The following is a 20,937-nucleotide window of genomic DNA, read 5'->3' as shown; positions in this document are numbered from 1 at the left end:
GGTTTTACGCCGCATCGGACCTTCGCGCGATTACTTAACAGACAGTGGCACGACTCTTTCAAATGAACATGTCGTTTTTCCTCAATGGGAAGTCAGTGTCTGTCACCCCCAAAACAGGCAGTGAAACTCTTTTAGATTACCTGCGCCTTGACGAGAAGCTATGCGGCACCAAAGAGGGCTGTAACGAAGGGGATTGCGGTGCCTGCACCGTCATCGTCACGGGACGCGATGGTGTGCCCCGCCCAATGAATGCCTGCATATTATTTTTGCCCCAGCTGCAAGGCTGCGCCGTGCGCACGGTGGAGGGGCTGTCCGGACCCGACGGCACGCTGCACCCGGTGCAGGAGGCCATGATCACCCACCACGGGGCGCAATGTGGGTTTTGCACCCCGGGCTTTGTGACAACCATGGCGGCAGCACATGCGACCGGTGAGACCGATTTCGATGCGGCTCTGGCAGGCAACCTGTGTCGGTGCACCGGCTACGCACCCATCATCCGCGCGGCTCAGGCCGCAGAAAAGCTCCCTGTGCCCTTTTGGATGGATGAACCGCCAAAGTTCCAAGCCCTTCAGAGCCGCGATGATGTTTTTTGCCCAAAATCTTCCGATGAATTGGCTCATTGGTATGCCCGCAATCCCAGCGCGACGCTCATCGCCGGCGGCACCGATGTGGGGCTATGGGTGACAAAGAAAATGCAAAGCCTCGGGCCAGTCGCCTTTGTCAGCCATGCCGAGGATCTGCGCCACATTCACGATGAGAAAGACATCCTGCGCATCGGCGCGGCAGTCACTATCACAAGTTTGATGCAGGCTATACGGCCGATGTCGGCGTCGTTGCACCAGCTTTTGAGGCGCTACGGCAGCCCTCAGGTGCGCAATGCGGCAACCATCGGCGGCAATATCGCGAATGGATCGCCCATCGGAGACGGATCACCGGCCCTCATTGCCATGGGCGCGCGGCTGGTCTTACGTCTCGCAGATGAACGCCGCGCGCTTGATTTGGAAGATTTCTTTATCGCCTATCAAAAGCAAGATCTGCGACCGGGAGAATTTGTAGAGAGCATCGAACTGCCCAAGGCGCAAGGAAGGCTGCGCTGTTATAAACTGTCCAAAAGGTTTGATCAGGATATTTCTGCGGTGTGCGGCTGCTTTAAATTGGAGCAGGCGAATGGGGCGATCACAAAGGCCCGCATCGCCTTTGGCGGCATGGCAGCTACCCCCGCCAGAGCCTATAAAACCGAGGCCGCATTGTGCGGCCAGCCCTGGAGCTTGGAGACGTTCAATCAGGCACAGGCCGCTATGGCCGAAGATTTCAGCCCTTTGAGCGACATGCGCGCCAGTGCAGGCTATCGCGCGCAGGCGGCGGCCAATATGCTGATCCGATATTTTCATGATCTGCAAGCAACCCAAGTGAACATCCAAGAGGTGCATCCATGAGCGCCTCTGCCAGCCTACCGCATGACGCGGCGCGCCAGCATGTGAGTGGCAGCGCACGCTATGTAGATGACATCCCCACACCGCAAGGCACCTTGCACCTGGCCTTTGGCCTGTCGTCCTGCGCAGCGGGGCAGATTAAGTCGGTGGATCTCGATGCCGTGCGCGCCTGCCCCGGGGTGCATTTGGTGCTGGAGGCCAAAGACCTCCCCCATGCCAATGACGTCTCCCCCTCCGCCCATGACGAGCCGCTCCTCGCTGATGGCCGGGTGCATTATGCCGGACAACCCATTTTCTTGGTGGTGGCCGAGAGCCACCATCTGGCCCGCCGCGCCGCCCGATTGGCCACAGTTGAGATCGCAGCGGAACCGGCCATATTGACGATCGAGCAGGCCCTGGCCGCCGAAAGCCGCTTTGAGGATGGCCCGCGGATCTATACAAAAGGCAATCCCACCGGCGCTATGGACGATGCGATCCATCGGTTGCAGGGTCAAATCAACCTTGGGGGGCAGGAACACTTTTATCTCGAAGGACAAGCCGCGCTCGCTTTGGCCGGGGATCACGACGATGTTGTGATCCATTCCTCAACCCAGCACCCCACGGAAATTCAACATAAGGTGGCCGAGGCGCTAAATATTGCGCTCCATGCAGTGCGCGTAGAAGTGCGGCGCATGGGCGGCGGGTTTGGTGGCAAAGAAAGCCAAGGCAATGCGCTGGCCGTCGCCTGTGCATTGGCCGCCTCACGCACCGGCCGGCCTTGCAAAATGCGTTATGACCGCGACGACGATTTCATCATCACAGGCAAGCGCCACGACTGCCAAATTGCCTATAACGTCGGCTTCGATGACAGTGGCCGGATTCAGGCGCTGGAGTTTACCCATTATTTCCGCTGCGGCTGGGCGCTGGATCTGTCTTTGCCAGTGGCAGATAGAGCGATGTTGCACGCGGATAACGCCTATGATCTGCCCCATGTGAAAATCACCTCACACCGGCTCAAAACCAACACCCAAAGCGCCACAGCGTTTCGCGGCTTTGGCGGCCCGCAAGGGATGGTGGGCATTGAGCGGGTGATGGATCATGTCGCCCACAGCCTATCTTGCGACCCCGCAGCGGTGCGCCGACGCAACTATTATCCGGAAATGACCTCAAAGCCCGCCGCGCGCCCGGCAATCACCCCCTACCATATGGAGGTGACCGATTTCATCTTGGGAGAAATGACCGGCAGCCTGTTGCAACGCTGCGACTACCACGCGCGCAAAGCTGAGATTGCGCGCTGGAACGCCGGCAATGCGCTGTTTAAACGTGGCATCGCGTTTAGTCCTGTGAAGTTTGGCATATCCTTTACGCTGACCCATCTCAACCAAGCCGGCGCTTTGGTACAAATTTACACAGATGGGTCTGTTTTGATCAATCATGGCGGCACAGAGATGGGCCAAGGCTTGTTTCAGAAATTGACACAGGTGGCGGCGCGCAGCTTGGGAGCGCAGCAAGCGGTCATTCGCGCCTCCGCGACGGATACCAGCAAAGTGCCCAATACCTCCGCCACCGCCGCCAGCTCTGGCGCCGATCTCAATGGCATGGCCGTGCAAGCCGCCTGCGCAACGCTTATAGGCCGGCTCAAAGACCATGTGGCCCAGCAATATGCAGTAAAGCCAGATGAGATCACTTTCGCAGAAGGACAGATCACCGCCCCCGGCCTCTCGCTCACTTGGCAAGAGGTAATCGCCTCAGCCTATGAAGCGCGTATTTCGCTCTCCGCCACGGGATTTTACAAAACACCCGAGATTGCCTGGGACCGCATCAAGGGCGCGGGGCGGCCGTTTTTGTATTTTGCCTATGGCGCAGCGGTGACTGAGGTGGTGATTGACACGCTCACGGGCGAAAACCGCATCCTACGCTGCGATATTCTTCACGATTGTGGGGCATCTTTGAATCCGGCCTTGGACATCGGGCAGATCGAAGGCGGATTTGTGCAGGGCGCCGGGTGGTTGACGACTGAGGAACTGGTTTGGGACGCAGCGGGGAATCTCAAAACCCATGCGCCCTCAACCTATAAGATACCCGCCTGCTCCGACCGGCCAGACGTGTTCAATGTAGATCTCTGGCCGGGTCAGAACACACAAAAGACAGTCTACCGCTCAAAAGCCGTGGGCGAGCCGCCCTTCATGCATGGTATTTCCGCCTTTCTGGCGCTGTCGAATGCGGTCGCCGCCTGCGGACCGCAGTATCCAGACCTTCAAGCGCCCGCCACTTCGGAGGAAGTGTTCAGCGCCATCGCCAGAGCGCGAGGATCGGCGCTATGAGTTTTGATCTTATGCAAATCAATGCGGCCATTGCCGCCCATGGTGAAGCGATCCGTGTGGTGATTGCCGATATAAAAGGCTCCTCGCCCCGCGAAATCGGCGCATCGATGTTGCTTTGGCCCGGAGGTCAAAGCGGCAGTATTGGCGGCGGCGCATTGGAATACCAAGCCTCGCTTGCGCCACAACCTGGCCTGCGGCGCTATCCGCTTGGGCCAGAGCTGGGGCAATGTTGTGGCGGGCATGTGACGCTGGTGACAGAGCATTTCACCAGCCCGGTTGATGCGACCGATGTCTTCATCCGCCGCATTGAAGGGGACATGGCGATGCCTCTGCAGATGGCCCAGTTGCAAAAGGGATGGCGCAACGGCTCGGCAGACCCAGCGGCGCTGATCTGCACCGCAGGCTGGTTGGCAGAGACGCTCACACCAGCCGCACACCCCTTGTGGATCTGGGGAGCGGGGCATGTGGGGCGGGCGGTTGTGCATATCGCCTCTCAGATGCCAGACCTTGAGGTGACTTGGATTGATACCAGCCCAGACCGCTTTCCCCAAACACCGCCTGAGGCCGTGACGCTGGTTCCGGCCGAGAACCCGGCGCCCCTTATGGCCCATGCACCGCGGCACGCGCAGCACTTGATCTTTACCTATGCCCATAGTCTAGACTTGGAACTGTGTCACGCCGCTCTGCTGCGCGGATTCGATTTTTGTGGATTGATTGGATCGGCCAGTAAATGGGCACGGTTCCAGCGGCGGTTGATGGCCTTGGGACATACGCCTGGGGCCATTTCAAAGATAACTTGCCCAATTGGTGACCCAAACCTTGGAAAACAGCCAATTTCGATTGCGATTGGGGTCACCCAAGCCCTATTGTCTCACAATATGAACGCCAAAACGCGACACAGGAGTGCGCTCTCATGAGTAAGACACTTTTACACCTTGAAGGGCTGACAAAGGCCTACCCCGGTGTCATTGCCAATCAGGATGTGGAGTTTGACATCGGCACGGGAGAAATTCATGCGCTCTTGGGCGAGAATGGCGCCGGTAAATCAACTTTGGTCAAGATGATCTACGGATTGGTGCGGCCCGATTCCGGGCGCATGCAGCTTTTTGATGCGCCCTACGCCCCCGAAGAGCCCCGTGCGGCCCGGGCCGCGGGCGTGGCGATGGTGTTTCAGCATTTCAGCCTCTTTGAAGCTTTGACTGTGGCGGAAAACATCGCCCTCGGCATGGAAAACCCACCAAAACCCAGCGCCCTCTCAGCCAGGATCACGCAAGTCTCTGAGGCCTATGGCCTGCCGCTGGATCCGGAGCGGCTGGTGGGGGATCTCTCTGCGGGGGAACGCCAAAGGGTCGAGATCGTCCGCTGCCTTTTGCAAGACCCCAAACTGCTCATCATGGATGAACCCACCAGCGTTTTGACCCCGCAAGAGGTACAAACCCTCTTTGCCACGCTGCGCAAGCTCAAGTCAGAAGGCACCTCCATTCTCTACATTTCCCATAAACTCGAGGAAATTCGCGATCTGTGTGAGACCGCAACCATTTTGCGCGCAGGGCGCAAGATCGCCACATGCGATCCGCGGAAAAAATCTGCACGCGCGTTGGCAGAGATGATGGTCGGCGGCACGCTCAACTCGGCAAAACCGCAACACGGCGCGCTAGGCGATGTGCTGCTCGACGTGGCAGATCTTTCACTTGCAGCGCAAACAACCTTTGGCACAATTCTGAAAAATATATCTTTTTCCCTGCGCAAGGGTGAAGTCTTAGGGATCGGCGGCGTTGCGGGCAATGGGCAAGACGAGCTGGTTGCTTGCCTGTCTGGTGAAGTGCTCCGCCCGCAAGACCGGATCAAACTCAACACGATGGGCATTGGGCATTTGGCCCCAAATGCACGGCGCGCCTTGGGACTTTTAGCCGCCCCGGAGGAGCGTTTGGGCCATGCGGCCGCGCCCGATATGAGCCTGACGGAAAATGCCATGCTCACGGGGATGGTGCGCAAAGAGCTCAGCCGCTCAGGCTTTCTGGACTGGCCGCGCGCCCGCGCTTTTGCGCAGGAGGTGATTGAAACCTTCGATGTGCGCACGCCCTCTGCACAGTCTGCCGCGCGGTCCCTGTCCGGCGGCAATTTGCAGAAATTCGTCATCGGACGCGAGGTTCTGCAAAATCCTTCAGTCTTGATCGTCAACCAACCCACTTGGGGCGTCGATGCAGCCGCGGCGGCGGCCATTCGCCAAGCCTTGCTAGACCTGGCAAGCCAAGGCGCAGGGGTCATCATCATCAGCCAGGATTTGGATGAGCTTATGGAAATTTCCACCAATTTCGCCGCACTCAATGCCGGCCGCCTGTCAGCCGCCCGCCCAATGTCGGGCCTAAGTTTGGATGAAATTGGCCTCTTGCTGGGAGGCGCCGATGCTGCGGCTTGAAAAACGCCCAAACCCCTCAAAGACTTGGGCTTACATGGCTCCGGTTCTGGCCGTTTTTGCCACGATGATCGGCGGCGGCATCATGTTTGCCGCTTTGGGAAAGGATCCCTTTGAAGCCATCCGCACAATTTTCTATGATCCACTGTTCTCCGAATTTGCATGGTATTATCGGCCGCAGCTTTTGGTCAAAGGCGCGCCTTTGATTATGATCGCCATCGGTCTGTCGATGGGGTTCCGCGCTGGCATTTGGAACATTGGCGCCGAGGGACAATATATCATCGGTGCGATTTGTGGCGCAGGCGTGGCGCTGGCTGTCTACCCGGCGCAAAGCGCGTTCATTTTTCCCACCATGATCTTTTTTGGCGCATTGGGCGGCTTTGTCTGGGCGATGATTCCTGCGATTTTGAAAACAAGGTTTGGCACCAACGAAATCTTAGTGAGCCTCATGCTGGTCTATGTCGCAGAACAGCTGCTGGCGTCTATGTCGCTGGGTTTGTTGAAAAACCCTGAAGGATTTGGCTTTCCCGGATCTCGCAATTTGCAGCAATACGCCAGCGCGCACAATGCAGAGCTTTGGACAGGCACCGGCATTCACATGGGCGTTATGTTTGCCTTCATCGCCGTGATTTTTGCCTATGTCTTACTGGCGCGGCATCAAATTGGGCTTTCACATTCGTTTGACCGGGGAAAGCCCCAAGGCGGCTAAATTTGCCGGGGTCAATCCAAAGCGGCTTGTGGTTTATTGCCTTGGATTTAGTGGCGCTTTGGCGGGGCTGGCCGGCATGTTTGAAGTCTCCGGACCCAGCGGACAAATCAGTATTGATTTCAATGTTGGCTACGGGTTCACGGCCATCATTGTGGCATTTTTGGGCCGGCTCCATCCGATTGGCATCCTCTTGGCCGGACTGCTCATGGCACTGACCTATATTGGTGGCGAGATTGCGCAATCCAGCCTCGGCCTGCCCTCTGCGGCGATCCAGGCCTTTCAAGGCATGTTGCTGTTTTTTCTACTTGCCCTCGACATGCTGACGAACTTCAAACTTAAATTAGCAAGTGCGGGGAGCCACCCATGAAAATCTGCACGGAGGCCACCCAGACTTGATTGCAAACAGGACATATCTGTCATGGATTTAAGCTCAATTAGCCCAACTCTCTTGGTCGCCTCGCTCATGGTGGCCGCAACACCTATTTTATTGGCCTCGATTGGGGAATTGGTGGTCGAGAAATCTGGGGTTTTGAACCTTGGGGTTGAGGGTATGATGATCATCGGAGCCATTGCCGGCTTTGCCGCGGCCGTGGGGACGGGATCGCCGATCATCGGTTTTCTCTGTGCCGCGCTTGGCGGGGCGGCCCTCTCCTTGGTCTTTGCTCTTTTGACGCAATTTTTTCTGTCAAACCAAGTTGCCACGGGCTTGGCGCTAACACTCTTTGGCCTGGGACTTTCGGCGCTTATGGGGCAAAGCTATATTGGGATTAAGCCCCCAGCGAGTGCGAAGCTGGATCTGCCTGTCATCAGCGACATCCCCATTCTCGGTCCGGTGTTATTTTCTCACGACACCACAGTCTATGTCGCCTTGGCCTTGGTCGCTGGGGTTTGGTGGTTCTTGAAATATACCCGCGGTGGATTGATCCTGCGAGCCGTTGGCGAAAGCCATGATGCCGCCCACGCTCTGGGCTATAAGGTCGTTAAGGTTCGCATTATGGCCATTATGTTTGGAGGGGCCTGCGCGGGTCTGGGGGGGGCGGCGCTCTCTTTGGTTCGCGTGCCCCAATGGACCGAAGGCATGACGGCGGGAGCTGGATGGATTGCCTTGGCTATTGTTGTTTTTGCGAGCTGGAAACCAGCGCGCGTGCTTCTGGGTGCCTATCTTTTCGGCGGAGTTGCCGTTTTGCAGCTAAATCTGCAGGCCGCGGGTGTGTCAATTCCAGTTGAGTATTTGTCGATGTCACCCTATCTGATAACCATCATTGTGTTGGTTGTGATGTCTGCGCATCGCAACAAAGCTGCACTCAATGCACCTGCGGCCCTTGGCCGTGCGTTCCATGCCTCACGCTGAGGTCATTTATTAACAGGGGGGAAACCTAATGAACATGAAAACAATCCTAGCCAGCGCCGCACTGGCGATGTCAGCGGCCACGGGCGCGCTGGCCGAAAAAACCAAGGTGGGCTTTGTTTATGTCGGCCCGGTCGGTGACGGCGGTTGGACCTATGAGCATGACCAAGGCCGCAAGGCCGTTGTGGAAGCTTTTGGCGATAAGGTCGAAACCATGTATGTGGAAAACGTTCCAGAAGGACCGGACGCAGAGCGTGTAATGACCGATATGGCGCTGAAAGGCGCAGATCTGATCTTCACCACCTCCTTTGGCTATATGGACCCAACCATCAATGTTGCGGCCAAATTCCCAAATGTGAAGTTCGAACATGCCACAGGTTATAAGCAAGCTGACAACGTCTCTGTTTATTCTGCGCGCTTTTATGAAGGCCGTGCGGTTCAGGGCCATATTGCGGGCCAAATGACCAAATCCAATATCATTGGTTACATTGGCTCCTTCCCAATTCCCGAAGTGATCCGCGGCATCAACTCTGCCTATATCCACGCCAAAGCAGTGAACCCAGACGTACAATTTAAAATCGTTTGGGCCTATACTTGGTTTGACCCGACCAAAGAAGCAGATGCGGCGAAAGTTCTGATTGAACAGGGCGCAGATGTGGTATTGCAACACACGGATTCCACCGCACCGCAAGCCGCCGCTCAAGCTGCCGGCAATGTGATTACCTTTGGTCAAGCCTCCGATATGGCGGCCTATGGACCCATGCCCCGCGTATCTTCGATCATCGATGACTGGGCCCCTTATTACATCGCCCGGACCAAAGCGGTTATGGATGGCACTTGGACTTCCACAAGCACTTGGGATGGTATCGGCGCCGGCATGGTTGGCATTGGTGAAATTTCAAGCGCCGTTCCTGCGGATATAAAGGCCTCGGCTGAAGCTCTGCGGGACAGCCTGGCCGATGGCTCCTACCATGCGTTCACCGGTCCGCTGAATAAACAAGATGGTTCCGTTTGGTTGGCAGCGGGTGAAACCGCTTCTGATTACGGCGATGGCGGTTTGGCCGGCATGAATTTCTATCTTGAAGGCATTGAAGGCGACGTGCCGAACTAAACAAAACCTATACAGGTTTGAAAAGGGGGCCACTGGCCCCCTTTTTTCCTTTTGAACACCGCGCAACTGTGCATGATTGCCCTATGGACGATTTTATCATCATTGGCGGCGGCATTGCTGGCATTTCAGCCGCAGCGCGCTTGTCGGAGCATGGGACTTGCCGGGTCTTGGAACGCGAGGCGCATTTGGCCTATCACAGCTCCGGGCGGTCGGCGGCGCTCTATGAGGAAAATTACGGCAGCCCTTCGACAATCGCGCTTGCAAAAGCTGGGCGCGCCGATTGGTATGATTTTCTGGCCGGCGTACTTAGCCCACGCGGCTTTATGCTTTTATGCCTGCGCGGTGAAGAAACCCAGTTTGACGCAGACCGGCGGCATATGGATCTGACCGAAATTTCGATGGCAGAAGCCCAAGCGCGCGTGCCGATCCTCGACCTCCAGGAGGTTTTGCGCGCAGCTTGCAGCACCACCGCGCAGGATATTGACACCGACATGATGTTACAGCGCTTTGCCAAACTCTTACGCAGGAATGGCGGGGTGATTGAAACGCATCAATCCGTTCAAGCCATTCAGAAAATTGCTGGCGGATGGCAGGTCACCTGCGAAGAGCAGACATTCACGGCGCGCCGGTTGATTAATGCGGCAGGGGCTTGGGGCGATGAGATCGCCGCACTGGCCGGACTTGCACCCATTGGGCTGACACCGATGCGCCGCAGTGTGGCACGACTGGCCGCGCCAGGCGGGCATGATCCTTCGACCTGGCCCATGCTGTTTGGCCCCGGTGAGCGGTGGTATGCCAAAGCCGACGCGGGTGCATTGATTGTCTCGCTGGCGGAAGAGACCCCCAGCCCGCCCATGGATGCTTGGCCAGATGATCATGATCTGGCCGAAGCTTTGGCGCGTTATCAAGACTATGTGACCGAAGAAGTGACGCGGCCTATATCGTCATGGGCTGGCCTGCGCACATTTGCGCCTGATCGCAATCTGGTCCTGGGTGCCGCGCCGCAAGAGGAGAGTTTCATCTGGGCCGTGGGACAGGGCGGATATGGATTTTTCACCGCCCCCGCCGCCTCGCAACTGGTGGCCGCGTCCGCGTTAGGCCGAAAACCGCAGCTGACGGCTGAGATTGTAGCGCAGCTAAGCCCGGCGCGTTTTGTAGCCTGACGTCACCAATCTGCAAGAGAAACCGGGGGGGCGGGGCGTGATGCCCCACCCTTTGGATATTATCCATCCATCCGGATGGTGGCATTGCTGGGATCATACGGGCTGTCTTGCACAACTTCGCAATCCCAAAGACTGTTAAGCATTTTCACCTGCAACTTCGTACCAGGCACAGCGAGTTCTGGCGGCAGGTAACCCATGCCGATAGATTTCTCAAAATGGACCGAATATCCGCCGGAGGTGAGGCGGCCAACTCGGGTCTCGCCATGATACAATGCTTCGCGGCCCCATGGATCCGCATCCTCCGGCCCGTCAATCAAAAGTGTGCAACATTTAACCCGGACCCCAAGCGCCTCCATCGCCGCTTTGCCATGAAACTCTTTCGACAGATCCACAAAGCGTGGCAGATCAGCCTCGAGCGGCGTGGCATCACGCCCCAGCTCTGTTCCGAAAGCGCGATAGGACTTTTCCTGCCGCAGCCAGTTTTGCGCCCGCGCGCCCACCAATTTCATACCATGTTTTGCACCGGCTTTTTCCAGCAGGTCAAAGAGATAGTTCTGCATTTCCATAGGATGATGCAGCTCCCAACCCAGCTCGCCCGTATAGGCCACGCGGATCGCATTGACCGGGCACATGCCCAGCTCAATTTGCCGTGCTGAAAGCCAAGGAAAGCGCTTGTTGGAGAGTGCAGTGGCCGGATCTGGATCGTTAATCACATCGCGCAAGACATCGCGCGCCTTGGGGCCTGCAAGGGCGAAAACCCCCCATTGGGTGGTGACGTCTTGCAGCTCAATGCGGCCAAATTCAGCCTCTTTATCCTCAATCGCCTTTTTCAGGTAATCTTGATCATAGGCACTCCATGCCCCCGCTGAGACCAAATAATATTCCTGCTCAGAGAGGCGCACAATGGTGTATTCCGTGCGCGTGGTGCCATGGCCTGTCAAAGCATAGGTGAGATTGATGCGGCCCACGCGCGGCAGTTTATTGCAGGTGAACCAGTCGAGAAACGCTGTCGCGCCGGGGCCTTTGACGATATGTTTGGTAAAGGCTGTTGCATCCACAAGCCCAACCCCTTCGCGGATGGCGCGCGCCTCTTCGACCGCGTATTTCCACCAGGCTCCACGGCGGAAACTGCGGGACTTTTCGTCAAAATCTTCGGGCGCGTCCAGCGGACCGAAATAATTGGGACGCTCCCAGCCGTTGACCCAACCAAACTGTGCTCCGCGAGCCTTTTGCCGATCATAGGCCGGCGCCGTGCGCAAAGGCCGCGCGGCAGGGCGCTCTTCATCGGGGTGGTGCAGAACATAGACGTGGTCATAGCATTCTTCGTTTTTGCGCATGGCAAATTCTGTGGTCATCCAATTGCCGTAGCGTTTGGGATCTAGGCTGGCCATGTCAATCTCAGCCTCCCCATCCACCATCATCTGCGCCATATAATAGCCGGTGCCGCCCGCAGCTGTAATTCCAAAGCTAAACCCCTCGGCCAGCCACATATTGCGCAGGCCCGGCGCTGGACCCACGAGCGGGTTGCCATCGGGCGTATAACAAATTGGCCCGTTAAAATCATCTTTCAGCCCGCTTTCCTCGCAGGAAGGCACGCGGTGAATCATCGCCATATATTGCTCTTCAATCCGCTCCAGAGCGAGCGGGAAAAGGTCGGCGCGGAAGCTGTCTGGCACCCCATGTTCAAAGCGCGCCGGGGCTTCTTTTTCATACACTCCAAGAATCCAACCGCCGCGTTCCTCGCGCACATAGCTTTGCGCATCTGCATCGCGGATCACCGGATGTTCAGGGTTGCCCTCAGCGCGGTAGGCCACCAATGCCGGATCTTGCTCCAATACGACAAATTGATGTTCAACCGGAATGGCTGGAATTTTGATGCCCAACATTTTTGCTGTGCGCTGCGCGTGATTGCCAGAGGCTGTGACCACATGCTCCGCTGTGATCACAATTTGCTCCTCCGAAGGCACAAGGTTTCCGCCCTTCTCCATCATTTTGGTGCAGGTCACTTCCCAGTGGCTCCCAGTCCAATGAAAACCATCCGCCTGCCACTTGCGCTCAATGCTCACGCCAAGTTGCCGCGCGCCCTTGGCCATAGCCATGGTCACATCGGCCGGGTTAATATAACCATCCGTGTTATGATAAAGTGCTCCTTTGAGATCCTCGGTGCGAATGAGCGGCCATTTTGCTTTAATTTCATCCGGTGACATAAAGACATAGGGCACGCCGCAGGTTTCTGCGGTTGAGGCATAGAGACGATATTCATCCATCCGCTCCTCTGTTTGTGCCATCCGAAGATTGCCCACCACCGCAAAACCCGCATTCAAACCGGTTTCCTCTTCAAGGGATTTATAAAAATCAACCGAGTACTTGTGGATATGCGTGGTTGCATAAGACATGTTGAACAGCGGCAAGAGCCCCGCCGCATGCCAGGTCGAGCCGGAGGTCAGCTCATCGCGCTCAATCAACATGGTATCCCAACCGCGTTTTCCAAGATGGTAGGCAATGGAGGTCCCAACTGCCCCGCCACCGACAACCAATGCTTTTACTTGCGTCTTCATCGCGCACGACTCCTTTTTGCGTTGCGCATAGATTGCCCTAAGACGGCGTAAAAAGGGAAGTCGCGCCGACGTCCCAGTTGCAAAAACCGACCTCACAAGATTTTTCACACCAAAATATATCATCCCAAGGCAGTTGTGTCGCTGCGAAGCGCCCTTGCAGCGCGTCATGTGCCGGGGTAAATGCGAGCCATGAGCCGAGGGGTGCACTATGCAAATTTGCCCATCTAAACTTCGCATTCGCCAAGTAATCGCCCAGCTGCACGCAGAGGGGAAAACCATTGGCTTGGTTCCGCCAATGGGACTTTTGCACGACGGGCATTTACAACTGATGCGTCGGGCGGCGCAGAGCGCGGATGCGGTTGTAGCGACAATTTCTGTGAACCCAACCCAATTTGGCCCAAATGAAGATCTCGACCGGTATCCCCGCGATTTGGATTGCGATTTAGCACTTTTGCGAGCCGAGGGTGTGGCCGCGGTCTTCACTCCCAGCACCGGACAGGCATGATGATGACAAAAGAATGGCAAAAAATTCTCAGCGTAATTTTCTGCATCGCGCTCTGCGCCGGGCCAGGGCTTGCGGGTGCGCCGCAAAAGGGCCCTGTCACCCAATTGCCCCTACCGCGTTACGTGTCCCTGAAGACCAGTGAAGGCAATGTGCGGCGCGGACCGTCTCTGAGCCACCGCATTGATTGGATCTTGAAATTGCGCAACATGCCACTGCAGGTGGTGGCAGAACATGGCCATTGGCGCAAAGTGCTCGATTTTGAGGGTGCGGGCGGATGGATCCATTATTCGCTTCTGTCGGGCGGACGCACCGTCATGATCGTGCAGGATCATGTGGATCTGCGCAATCAACCGACAGCTGAAGCCCTAACCACCGCCCGGCTTGAGCGCAACGTATTGGCGCGACTTTTGTCCTGCAAGCCCGATTGGTGCCGACTGTCATCGGCAGGCTACAAAGGCTGGGCCCCAAAGACCGCGCTTTGGGGCGTCACAGAGACTGAGATCTTTGACTAAGCTACAATCCGCGATTGTGCAGCAAGGCCGTGGCATCCGGCAATTTTCCACGAAATGCCACATAGAGCTCTTCTGCATCCACGCTGCCACCGCGGGCCAAAATATTGTCCTGCAAAGCCCGCGCGCGTTCTCTATCAAACGGCCCGCCCGCCTCCTCGAAGGATGCAAAAGCATCCGCATCCATGACCTCTGACCACATATAGCTATAATATCCGCTCGAATACCCATCGCCTGCAAAAACATGGGCAAATTGTGGGGTTGCATGGCGCATTCCAATCGCCGCAGGCATGCCAATATCCGCCAAAATTTCGGCCTGCCGCAACATGGGATCTTGAGGAGCTGCAGCCTCATGGAAGCTTAAATCCACGAGCGCAGAAGCGATATATTCCACGGTTTGAAATCCCATGTCAAACGTTGCGGCCCCAAGCATACGCTTGAGCAAATCATCCGGCATGACCGCGCCAGTTTGCGCATGAATGGCAAATTTTTGCAGGACTTCAGGCACTTCAAGCCAATGTTCAAACAACTGGCTTGGCAGTTCAACAAAGTCGCGCGCCACAGAGGTACCAGAAACGGCCGAATAGCTGACATCACTCAACATCTGGTGCAGCGCATGGCCGAATTCATGAAACAGGGTACGCGCATCATCGAATGACAAAAGCGCGGGTGACCCGTTAGAGGGTTTGGCAAAGTTGCACACATTAATCACAATGGGCGCGCGTGGACTTGGCCTCTTCCGCTGGCTTTGCAACGCGCTGCACCATGCGCCAGATCTTTTGCCGCTTCGGGCAAAATAATCGCCTATAAACAACGCTATATGCGCTCCGTCGCGGCGCACTTGCCAGACCCGGGCATCCTTATGATGCAACGGCAAAGACAGCTCTTGAAACTTCAAGCCAAACAATCGCTGCGCACAGTCAAATGCCGCTGCTATCATTTGGTCCAATTGCAAATAGGGCTTCAATTCAGCCTCGTCTAGGTCATGATCGGCCTTGCGACGCCTCTGCGCATAATAACGCCAATCCCAAGCCTTAAGCGGGCCATTCAGCCCGTCTTTGGTCATCATTTGGGCCAATATCGCCCCATCCGCCGCCGCCCGCGCCTTGGCCGGACCCCAAACCTGCATCAGCAAATCGCGGACCCGAGCCGGCGTCTTGGCCATCTGTGTTTCCAATTTGAAGTCTGAGAAACTCTCATAACCAAGCAAAGCCGCCTGCTCTTGGCGCAATCGCAGGGTTTCGCTGACAATCTCCCGATTGTCCGTCTCACCACCGTTGGCGCCCCGAGCGGTCCAGGCTTTATATGCCATCTCGCGCAGGTCCCGACGATCGGCAAATTCCAAAAATGGCACGATGAGGGACCGCGATAGGGTCACCACAGGGCCATCAAAGCCTTTCTCCTGTCCTGCAGCTTGGGCCGCCTGCACCACAAAATCAGGCAAGCCCGCAAGATCATCAGCCTTCAAGGGCAAGGCCCAATCCCGTTCGTCAGCCAGTAGGTTTTGCATGAATTTCGTGCCCAAGCTGGCAAGCCGCGATTTGATCTCAGCCATGCGCGCCGCCTCTGCCCCGGTGAGCTTGGCCCCGGCCCGAATGAAGTCCCGGCGCGTTAGCATCAAGACCCGCTCTTGCTCAGCTGACAATCCCATCGACGCACGCCGCGACCACAGATTTTCAATCCGGGCAAACAGCGCGACATCGGACGTCACCGCAGAGCTATAGGCCGACAGTTTCGGCGCCAAATCCCGTTGCAGCTCTTCGCGGATGGGCGTGCTATCGGTGCTGGCCAAAGTGTAAAACGCAGCGGCCAGCTGATTGAGCGGCGCTTCGGCCACCTCCTGCGCTTCAATGGTGTTTTCAAAGCTGGGCACCTGTGAACTCTGCGCAATCGCTTGCATGCCAGAGCGCGCTTGAGCCAATGCCGCATCCATAGCGGGAGCAAAATCAGCATCTGAGATGGCATCAAAAGGCGCGAGGCCAAAGGGGGTGTTCCAAGGTTCAAGCAGGTTCATATCAAGACAGTCCATCTGAAGAATTTGAGCCACAAATCGGGCAATCTACCCGCGGTTTGGTTTTTATCATACGGTTTTGCGCGTCGAGCACATTGTAGATCGCCATCTGGCCGCGCAGCGATGTGCCGGCATTCAAAATATATTTCAACGCCTCCGCCGCCATCAGGCTGCCGATAATCCCCGGCAGGGCTGCAAAGACCCCGGCCTGGGCACAGCTGGGGGCCAACTCCGGCTTGGGCGCGTTGGGAAACACGCATTGATAGCACGGACCAGAGCGCGCCGGATCAAACAGCGCGACCTGGCCTTCCCATTGGCTCAAAGCTCCGCTGACCAAGGGTTTTGCACGCGCCACGCAGGCTGCGTTCACCACATAGCGCGTCTCGAAATTATCCGTGCCATCCAGAACGATGTCATATTGGCCAACCAGCTCTTCGGCACGCGTGTCGGTGAGACGATGATTGTAGCTGTTCACCGCCACATAGGGATTCAAATCACCAATGGCCCGGGCCGCAGAGGTAACTTTAGCTCGCCCAATATCCATGTCGCGGTGAATAACTTGCCGGTGTAGATTACTGGGTGCCACGGTGTCATCATCAACAACACCAATGGTGCCAATGCCGGCGGCCGCCAGATATTGCAGTGCGGGTGCGCCAAGCCCGCCTGCCCCAATCACCAAGACCTTAGCGCCGCGCAGCCGCATCTGCCCGGCCCCGCCAATCTCTGGCATAACGATGTGTCGGGCATAGCGGTCCAGCTCAGCGGCCGACATTGCTGCATCAGCACCAGATACGGCCGGTGCCGCACGTGTCTTTAATTTGCGCAGACCTTGCCGATAGATCCAAATAATTGACGCAAAAGCAGCAATGATTGCCCAGAGCTCCCACGAACCGCCTGTGTTACTGCGCAACGGATGACCATCAGGCAAAATCAGATGAGCTAAAATCACCCCCACAAATACCACCGCAATCATGCCCCAGCGTTGCCGTTTTGGCGCGCTCATGGCCCAGCCAATGACCCAAAGAACCGCACAAATTGTGCCGACAAGGATCATGAGCCACGTCCTGTGGAGCCAAACCCACCTGCACCACGCGCCGTTGTGTCCAGCTCTGACACAAGAGCAAATGCCGCCTGAACCACCGGGGCCACGACCATTTGCGCAATTCGGTCTCCATGACGTATCTGAAAGGCTTCAGTGCCCGTATTGAGCAAAATCACACCCAACGCGCCTCGATAGTCACTGTCGATCGTACCGGGTGCATTGGCCAATGTGATCCCGTGTTTCAAAGCAAGCCCAGATCTGGGGCGAATTTGCACCTCATAGCCCGCTGGTATAGCCAGGCGCAGCCCGGTGCCAATCAACAATCGTGCGCCCGGCTGAACAATTGCATCCCCTCGATCGAGAAAATTGGCGCGCAGATCTGCGCCAGCGGCACCCGGGGTGGCATAGGCCGGCAGGCCAAAGCTGGCATCGGCCCCCTCCTCCCAGTTCATCTCAATGACAGGGTTCACGTCAAAGCATCCGCGATGCGCTGCGCCAACCGGCGCGCGACATCGATCTTAGGCATCTCATCCCAGGTCTCGGCGCCCGCCTTATCGATGAGGGTAATTTTGTTATGTGCCCCGCCCATGATGCCGGTCTGGGGGGTCACATCATTGGCGACGATCCAATCGCAGCCCTTGCGCAGGCGCTTTGATGTTGCATTGTCGATCACATGCTCCGTCTCTGCCGCAAAGCCCACAACCAATTGCGGCCTCAGCTCATGCGCTGAAACACGCGCAAGAATGTCTGGGTTTTCGGCAAATTGCAAAACTGGAAGAGCGCCAGAAGACTGCTTCTTGATCTTTTGGCCATGGGCGTCCGCCATACGCCAATCGGCCACCGCCGCCGTAAAAACCGCCGCATCCGCGGGCAAGAGCCCCTCAACCGCAGTCAACATCTCTTGCGCAGTTTGGACCGGATGCACATCAACGCCCGTGGGCGGCGGCACACGCGCGGGGCCGGTGACAAAGCTGACCCGTGCACCGAGATTACGTAAGGCCGCTGCCAGAGCTGTGCCCTGCGCACCAGAAGAGCGATTGGCGATATAGCGCACGGGGTCAATGGGCTCATGGGTGGGCCCCGAGGTGACCAGCACATGACGCCCCGAAAGCGGACCGTTGCGGAAAAAGCCCACAACCCGCGCCAAAATCTCATCAACTTCCGCCATGCGACCCGGGCCATATTCGCCGCAGGCCATCTCGCCGTCATTGGGGCCAATGATCTGCACCCCATCCTCTTGCAACCGCTTCAAATTGCGCTGCGTGGCGGGGTGCTGCCACATGCGCACATTCATCGAGGGGGCAATCATCACAGGTGTATCTGTGGCCAAAAGCAGGGTCGTGGCCAGATCATCCGCCATGCCCTGCGCCATTTTGGCCATAATTTGTGCCGTGGCGGGTGCCACCAAAACAAGGTCTGCGGCGCGCGACAGTTCTATATGGCCCATCTGGGCCTCTTCGGTCAGGTCAAACAGCTCCGTGAAGACCTTAGAGCGCGCAAGGGCCGCTATTGAGAGGGGGGTTACGAATTGCGCGCCAGATTGCGTCAAGACGGGCGTGACACGCGCGCCTTGCGCAGTCAAACTGCGAATCAACTCCGGAAGCTTCACCGCAGCGATGCCACCAGAGATGATTAAAAGAATGTGTTTTTCGTTCATGGTCTACAGTTACGCAGCCAGACCTCGCTCCGCAAGGTCTGGTACAGGCAAAAAGATCATTGAAAAAATGCGCTTGCCTCCGGGGCCTGAGTTTCCAGCGCCAGGCGCATTTTCTTAAACGCAGCCGCTTCCACCTGTCTGATCCGCTCTTTCGACAGACCTAATTCTTCGCCTAGGCTTTCCAAAGTGCGCGGCACCTCAATCAACTTACGCTCCCGCACGATATATCTTTCGCGATCATTGAGCACGCTCATCGCCTGCAAGAGCCACTTGCGGAGTGCCTCTTGGTCATGGTCAAGCTCAACGATTTCTGCGGCCTGCGCGCTGTCATCTGGCAGCGCATCAATCCATTCGCGGCCTTCGTCTTCGGTCGATTGCGTCGCGTTGAGCGAAAAATCAGAGCCAGACAAGCGTCCGTCCATCATCTCCACATCATGCAATGGCACACCCAAATCCTGCGCAATCAATTGCTGCAATTGGTGCCGGTCCAGGGTTTGACCGGCGTTATTCGCATCGCGCTCAATCCGCGCCTGGATGCGGCGCATATTGAAGAACAAGGATTTTTGCGGGCTCGTGGAGCCCGTACGCACCATCGACCAATTGCGCATGACATATTCTTGGACAGAGGCCTTGATCCACCACACCGCATAGGTTGAGAACCGCACACCACGGTCAGGGTCAAATTTCTCGGCCGCTTTCATCAGACCAAGCCCGGCCTCTTGGATCAAATCTCCCATAGGCGCGCCATAGCGTTTAAATTTTGCCGCTTGCGAAATCGCCAATCGCATATAGGCATTAATCAATCGGTGAAGGCTTTGCTCGCAGCGTTCATCACGCCAAGCATAGGCCAATTTCAATTCCGTTTCAGCGTCAAGCATCTCCGCTTTCATAGCAGTGCGCGGAAGAAAATTCTCGGTGCGGCCGTCTAAAGGCATCGGTTCGCCTCCCAATCAGAAAAAGATGAAAAACTTGTTACTCTCTTCTTACGCAGGTACATGCAGAATGGATCACTCTTGGGGACACAATGCCTGCAGAAAACAAATCTCCAGCCCTACGCCTGGTGCTTGGTGGCGCAAATTCCGGCAAATCACGGATTGCCGAACAGTTGGTTGTCGCCACCGGCCGGCCTCGGCGCTATATCGCAACTGCGCAGGCCTGGGATGATGAAATGCGCGTCAAAATTGCGCAGCACCGCCTGCAACGCGGACCAGATTGGACCACCGTAGAGGCGTCGCTGGATCTTGCCGAGGCTCTGGCGGCGGCTCAGCCAGACGAAATTATCCTGCTCGATTGCGTCACGCTGTGGCTGAGCAACCTCATGATGGCCGAGCGAGATATTCAAAGCGCATGTGCCGCGCTTTGCGAGGGTCTCGCCCAAGCCCCCTGCCCGGTTATTGTGGTCAGCAATGAAGTTGGTCAGGGCATTACACCAGACAATGCGATGGCGCGGGCCTTTGTCAAACACCAAGGCCACCTCAATCAAGATCTCGCCCAGCTGGCGCAGGAGGTGATCTTCGTCACCGCCGGCATCGCGCAAATTCTCAAGGCTGCGCCATGAGCGATTGGTTTTGGATTAGGCACGGCCCGACCCATGAAAAAAATTTCACCGGATGGCGCGACGTGCCCGCCGATCTGTCTGACCGCGCCTTAATCGGCCGCCTAAATGCGTATTTGCCATCTGAGGCTGTGGTGGTCTCCTCTGATCTGATCCGCTCTGTCACCACCGCCGATGCCTTTGCAGGCGCGCGGCACCGCCTGCCACACGAACCGGGCCTCAGAGAGTTTGATTTCGGCGATTGGGATGGGCGGCACTGGTCAGATGTTGCGCAGACTGATCCACAATTGAGCCGCGATTATTGGGAAAAACCCGGCACTATCATGGCGCCAAATGGAGAAAGCTGGAACATGGCCGCCGCCCGCGCCCACCCGGTGGTCGACCGGTTGAATGCGGCCCACAAAAGCATCATCGCCGTGGCGCATTTCGGTATCATCCTAACCCAGGTCCAGCGCGCCCTTAATACCAGCGCCTACGCTTGCCTTGCCCATAAAATCGACAATTTCAGCATCACCCATCTGCGCGAAGACGCGGGTGAATGGCAGGTTGTCTGCATCAACCACTTGCCATGACTTCATAGCGCCGCATCGACAGATTCATCTTTCGTAAACCATCTT

17 protein-coding genes and 1 pseudogene are annotated in these 20,937 nt (G+C 56.9%); 12 read left to right on the top strand and 6 right to left on the bottom strand.

The features are described 5' to 3' along the window. The first annotated feature begins 62 nt into the window (after nt 1-62). From xdhA to ABLW18_RS12105, 8 genes and pseudogenes are all read left to right on the top strand, one after another. The gene (gene xdhA, locus ABLW18_RS12140; RefSeq protein ID WP_347825052.1) at nt 63-1,436 is read left to right on the top strand and encodes a xanthine dehydrogenase small subunit; all 1,374 of its coding nucleotides are present in this window, start codon (nt 63-65) and stop codon (nt 1,434-1,436) included. After that, a complete protein-coding gene (gene xdhB / locus ABLW18_RS12135) occupies nt 1,433-3,736 on the top strand; it encodes a xanthine dehydrogenase molybdopterin binding subunit (RefSeq protein WP_347825051.1) in 2,304 nt (767 codons plus the stop codon). The genes xdhA and xdhB overlap by 4 nt, the downstream gene beginning before the upstream one ends. Further along, nucleotides 3,733-4,653 (top strand): xanthine dehydrogenase accessory protein XdhC, encoded by a 921-nt coding sequence (gene xdhC, locus ABLW18_RS12130; protein WP_347825050.1) that lies wholly within the window; start codon nt 3,733-3,735, stop codon nt 4,651-4,653. Before xdhB ends, xdhC begins: the two co-directional genes overlap by 4 nt. After that, the gene (locus ABLW18_RS12125) at nt 4,650-6,155 is read left to right on the top strand and encodes an ABC transporter ATP-binding protein (RefSeq protein WP_347825049.1); all 1,506 of its coding nucleotides are present in this window, start codon (nt 4,650-4,652) and stop codon (nt 6,153-6,155) included. The genes xdhC and ABLW18_RS12125 overlap by 4 nt, the downstream gene beginning before the upstream one ends. Next, a pseudogene (locus ABLW18_RS12120) lies at nt 6,142-7,228 on the top strand (ABC transporter permease). The gene ABLW18_RS12125 and the pseudogene ABLW18_RS12120 overlap by 14 nt, the downstream one beginning before the upstream one ends. 51 nt (nt 7,229-7,279) lie before the next feature. Then, nucleotides 7,280-8,212, top strand: a complete 933-nt coding sequence (locus ABLW18_RS12115; RefSeq protein WP_347825048.1) for an ABC transporter permease — start codon at nt 7,280-7,282, stop codon at nt 8,210-8,212. A gap of 28 nt (nt 8,213-8,240) precedes the next feature. Beyond that, nucleotides 8,241-9,320, top strand: a complete 1,080-nt coding sequence (locus tag ABLW18_RS12110; protein ID WP_347825047.1) for a BMP family ABC transporter substrate-binding protein — start codon at nt 8,241-8,243, stop codon at nt 9,318-9,320. 83 nt (nt 9,321-9,403) lie between these two features. After that, entirely contained in the window at nt 9,404-10,483 is a 1,080-nt protein-coding gene (locus tag ABLW18_RS12105) for an FAD-binding oxidoreductase (RefSeq protein ID WP_347825046.1), read from the top strand. Between the two features lie 59 nt (nt 10,484-10,542). On the opposite strand, the gene ABLW18_RS12100 is transcribed toward ABLW18_RS12105, so the two are convergent. Continuing rightward, nucleotides 10,543-13,041, bottom strand: coding sequence for an FAD-dependent oxidoreductase (locus ABLW18_RS12100; protein WP_347825045.1), 2,499 nt, complete (start codon nt 13,039-13,041; stop codon nt 10,543-10,545). A 208-nt stretch (nt 13,042-13,249) separates the two neighbouring features. Between ABLW18_RS12100 and ABLW18_RS12095 the strand changes: the two genes are divergently transcribed. Next, the gene (locus ABLW18_RS12095; RefSeq protein WP_347825044.1) at nt 13,250-13,546 is read left to right on the top strand and encodes a pantoate--beta-alanine ligase; all 297 of its coding nucleotides are present in this window, start codon (nt 13,250-13,252) and stop codon (nt 13,544-13,546) included. A gap of 2 nt (nt 13,547-13,548) precedes the next feature. Then, nucleotides 13,549-14,058: an SH3 domain-containing protein gene (locus ABLW18_RS12090; RefSeq protein WP_347825043.1), complete on the top strand. Its 510-nt coding sequence runs from the start codon at nt 13,549-13,551 to the stop codon at nt 14,056-14,058. Nucleotide 14,059: 1 nt separating this feature from the next. Here the strand turns inward: ABLW18_RS12090 and ABLW18_RS12085 are convergent, their stop codons facing one another. Genes ABLW18_RS12085 through ABLW18_RS12065 form a run of 5 tightly spaced genes read right to left on the bottom strand, consistent with a single transcriptional unit; the run spans nt 14,060 to nt 19,700 of the window. Further along, nucleotides 14,060-16,069, bottom strand: coding sequence for a M3 family metallopeptidase (locus ABLW18_RS12085; RefSeq protein ID WP_347825042.1), 2,010 nt, complete (start codon nt 16,067-16,069; stop codon nt 14,060-14,062). A 1-nt stretch (nt 16,070) separates the two neighbouring features. Further along, entirely contained in the window at nt 16,071-17,120 is a 1,050-nt protein-coding gene (gene moeB, locus ABLW18_RS12080) for a molybdopterin-synthase adenylyltransferase MoeB (protein WP_347823415.1), read from the bottom strand. Then, entirely contained in the window at nt 17,117-17,560 is a 444-nt protein-coding gene (dut, locus tag ABLW18_RS12075) for a dUTP diphosphatase (RefSeq protein ID WP_347823419.1), read from the bottom strand. The genes moeB and dut overlap by 4 nt, the downstream gene beginning before the upstream one ends. 14 nt (nt 17,561-17,574) lie before the next feature. Further along, nucleotides 17,575-18,765 carry a bifunctional phosphopantothenoylcysteine decarboxylase/phosphopantothenate--cysteine ligase CoaBC gene (gene coaBC / locus ABLW18_RS12070; protein ID WP_347823414.1) on the bottom strand — a complete coding sequence of 397 codons (1,191 nt, stop codon included), beginning with the start codon at nt 18,763-18,765 and terminating at the stop codon, nt 17,575-17,577. 56 nt (nt 18,766-18,821) lie between these two features. Continuing rightward, nucleotides 18,822-19,700, bottom strand: a complete 879-nt coding sequence (locus ABLW18_RS12065) for an RNA polymerase factor sigma-32 (protein ID WP_347823413.1) — start codon at nt 19,698-19,700, stop codon at nt 18,822-18,824. An 89-nt stretch (nt 19,701-19,789) separates the two neighbouring features. On the opposite strand from ABLW18_RS12065, the gene cobU reads away from it, so the two are divergent. Together cobU and ABLW18_RS12055 are read left to right on the top strand one after the other, a co-directional pair. Beyond that, nucleotides 19,790-20,323 (top strand): bifunctional adenosylcobinamide kinase/adenosylcobinamide-phosphate guanylyltransferase, encoded by a 534-nt coding sequence (gene cobU / locus ABLW18_RS12060; protein ID WP_347823412.1) that lies wholly within the window; start codon nt 19,790-19,792, stop codon nt 20,321-20,323. After that, a complete protein-coding gene (locus ABLW18_RS12055) occupies nt 20,320-20,892 on the top strand; it encodes a histidine phosphatase family protein (RefSeq protein WP_347825041.1) in 573 nt (190 codons plus the stop codon). The genes cobU and ABLW18_RS12055 overlap by 4 nt, the downstream gene beginning before the upstream one ends. The last annotated feature ends 45 nt before the right edge of the window (nt 20,893-20,937 follow it).

It is taken from the genome of uncultured Planktomarina sp., assembly GCA_943788425.1.
Classification (GTDB): domain Bacteria; phylum Pseudomonadota; class Alphaproteobacteria; order Rhodobacterales; family Rhodobacteraceae; genus Planktomarina.
Note: the sequence above shows the minus strand (reverse complement) of the source record. Positions and strands in the feature narration are given on the sequence as shown.

Bases quoted from the DNA above. Each gene is read 5' to 3' on its own strand.
- ABLW18_RS12085 (WP_347825042.1), bottom strand. From the start codon at position 16,069: ATGAACCTGCTTGAACCTTGGAACACCCCCTTTGGCCTCGCGCCTTTT.
- ABLW18_RS12095 (WP_347825044.1), top strand. From the start codon at position 13,250: ATGCAAATTTGCCCATCTAAACTTCGCATTCGCCAAGTAATCGCCCAG.
- ABLW18_RS12125 (WP_347825049.1), top strand. From the start codon at position 4,650: ATGAGTAAGACACTTTTACACCTTGAAGGGCTGACAAAGGCCTACCCC.
- xdhA (WP_347825052.1), top strand. From the start codon at position 63: ATGAACATGTCGTTTTTCCTCAATGGGAAGTCAGTGTCTGTCACCCCC.
- ABLW18_RS12115 (WP_347825048.1), top strand. From the start codon at position 7,280: ATGGATTTAAGCTCAATTAGCCCAACTCTCTTGGTCGCCTCGCTCATG.
- ABLW18_RS12055 (WP_347825041.1), top strand. From the start codon at position 20,320: ATGAGCGATTGGTTTTGGATTAGGCACGGCCCGACCCATGAAAAAAAT.
- moeB (WP_347823415.1), bottom strand. From the start codon at position 17,120: ATGATCCTTGTCGGCACAATTTGTGCGGTTCTTTGGGTCATTGGCTGG.
- ABLW18_RS12100 (WP_347825045.1), bottom strand. From the start codon at position 13,041: ATGAAGACGCAAGTAAAAGCATTGGTTGTCGGTGGCGGGGCAGTTGGG.
- xdhB (WP_347825051.1), top strand. From the start codon at position 1,433: ATGAGCGCCTCTGCCAGCCTACCGCATGACGCGGCGCGCCAGCATGTG.
- ABLW18_RS12065 (WP_347823413.1), bottom strand. From the start codon at position 19,700: ATGCCTTTAGACGGCCGCACCGAGAATTTTCTTCCGCGCACTGCTATG.
- ABLW18_RS12110 (WP_347825047.1), top strand. From the start codon at position 8,241: ATGAACATGAAAACAATCCTAGCCAGCGCCGCACTGGCGATGTCAGCG.
- coaBC (WP_347823414.1), bottom strand. From the start codon at position 18,765: ATGAACGAAAAACACATTCTTTTAATCATCTCTGGTGGCATCGCTGCG.
- cobU (WP_347823412.1), top strand. From the start codon at position 19,790: ATGCCTGCAGAAAACAAATCTCCAGCCCTACGCCTGGTGCTTGGTGGC.
- ABLW18_RS12090 (WP_347825043.1), top strand. From the start codon at position 13,549: ATGACAAAAGAATGGCAAAAAATTCTCAGCGTAATTTTCTGCATCGCG.
- xdhC (WP_347825050.1), top strand. From the start codon at position 3,733: ATGAGTTTTGATCTTATGCAAATCAATGCGGCCATTGCCGCCCATGGT.
- dut (WP_347823419.1), bottom strand. From the start codon at position 17,560: ATGAACTGGGAGGAGGGGGCCGATGCCAGCTTTGGCCTGCCGGCCTAT.
- ABLW18_RS12105 (WP_347825046.1), top strand. From the start codon at position 9,404: ATGGACGATTTTATCATCATTGGCGGCGGCATTGCTGGCATTTCAGCC.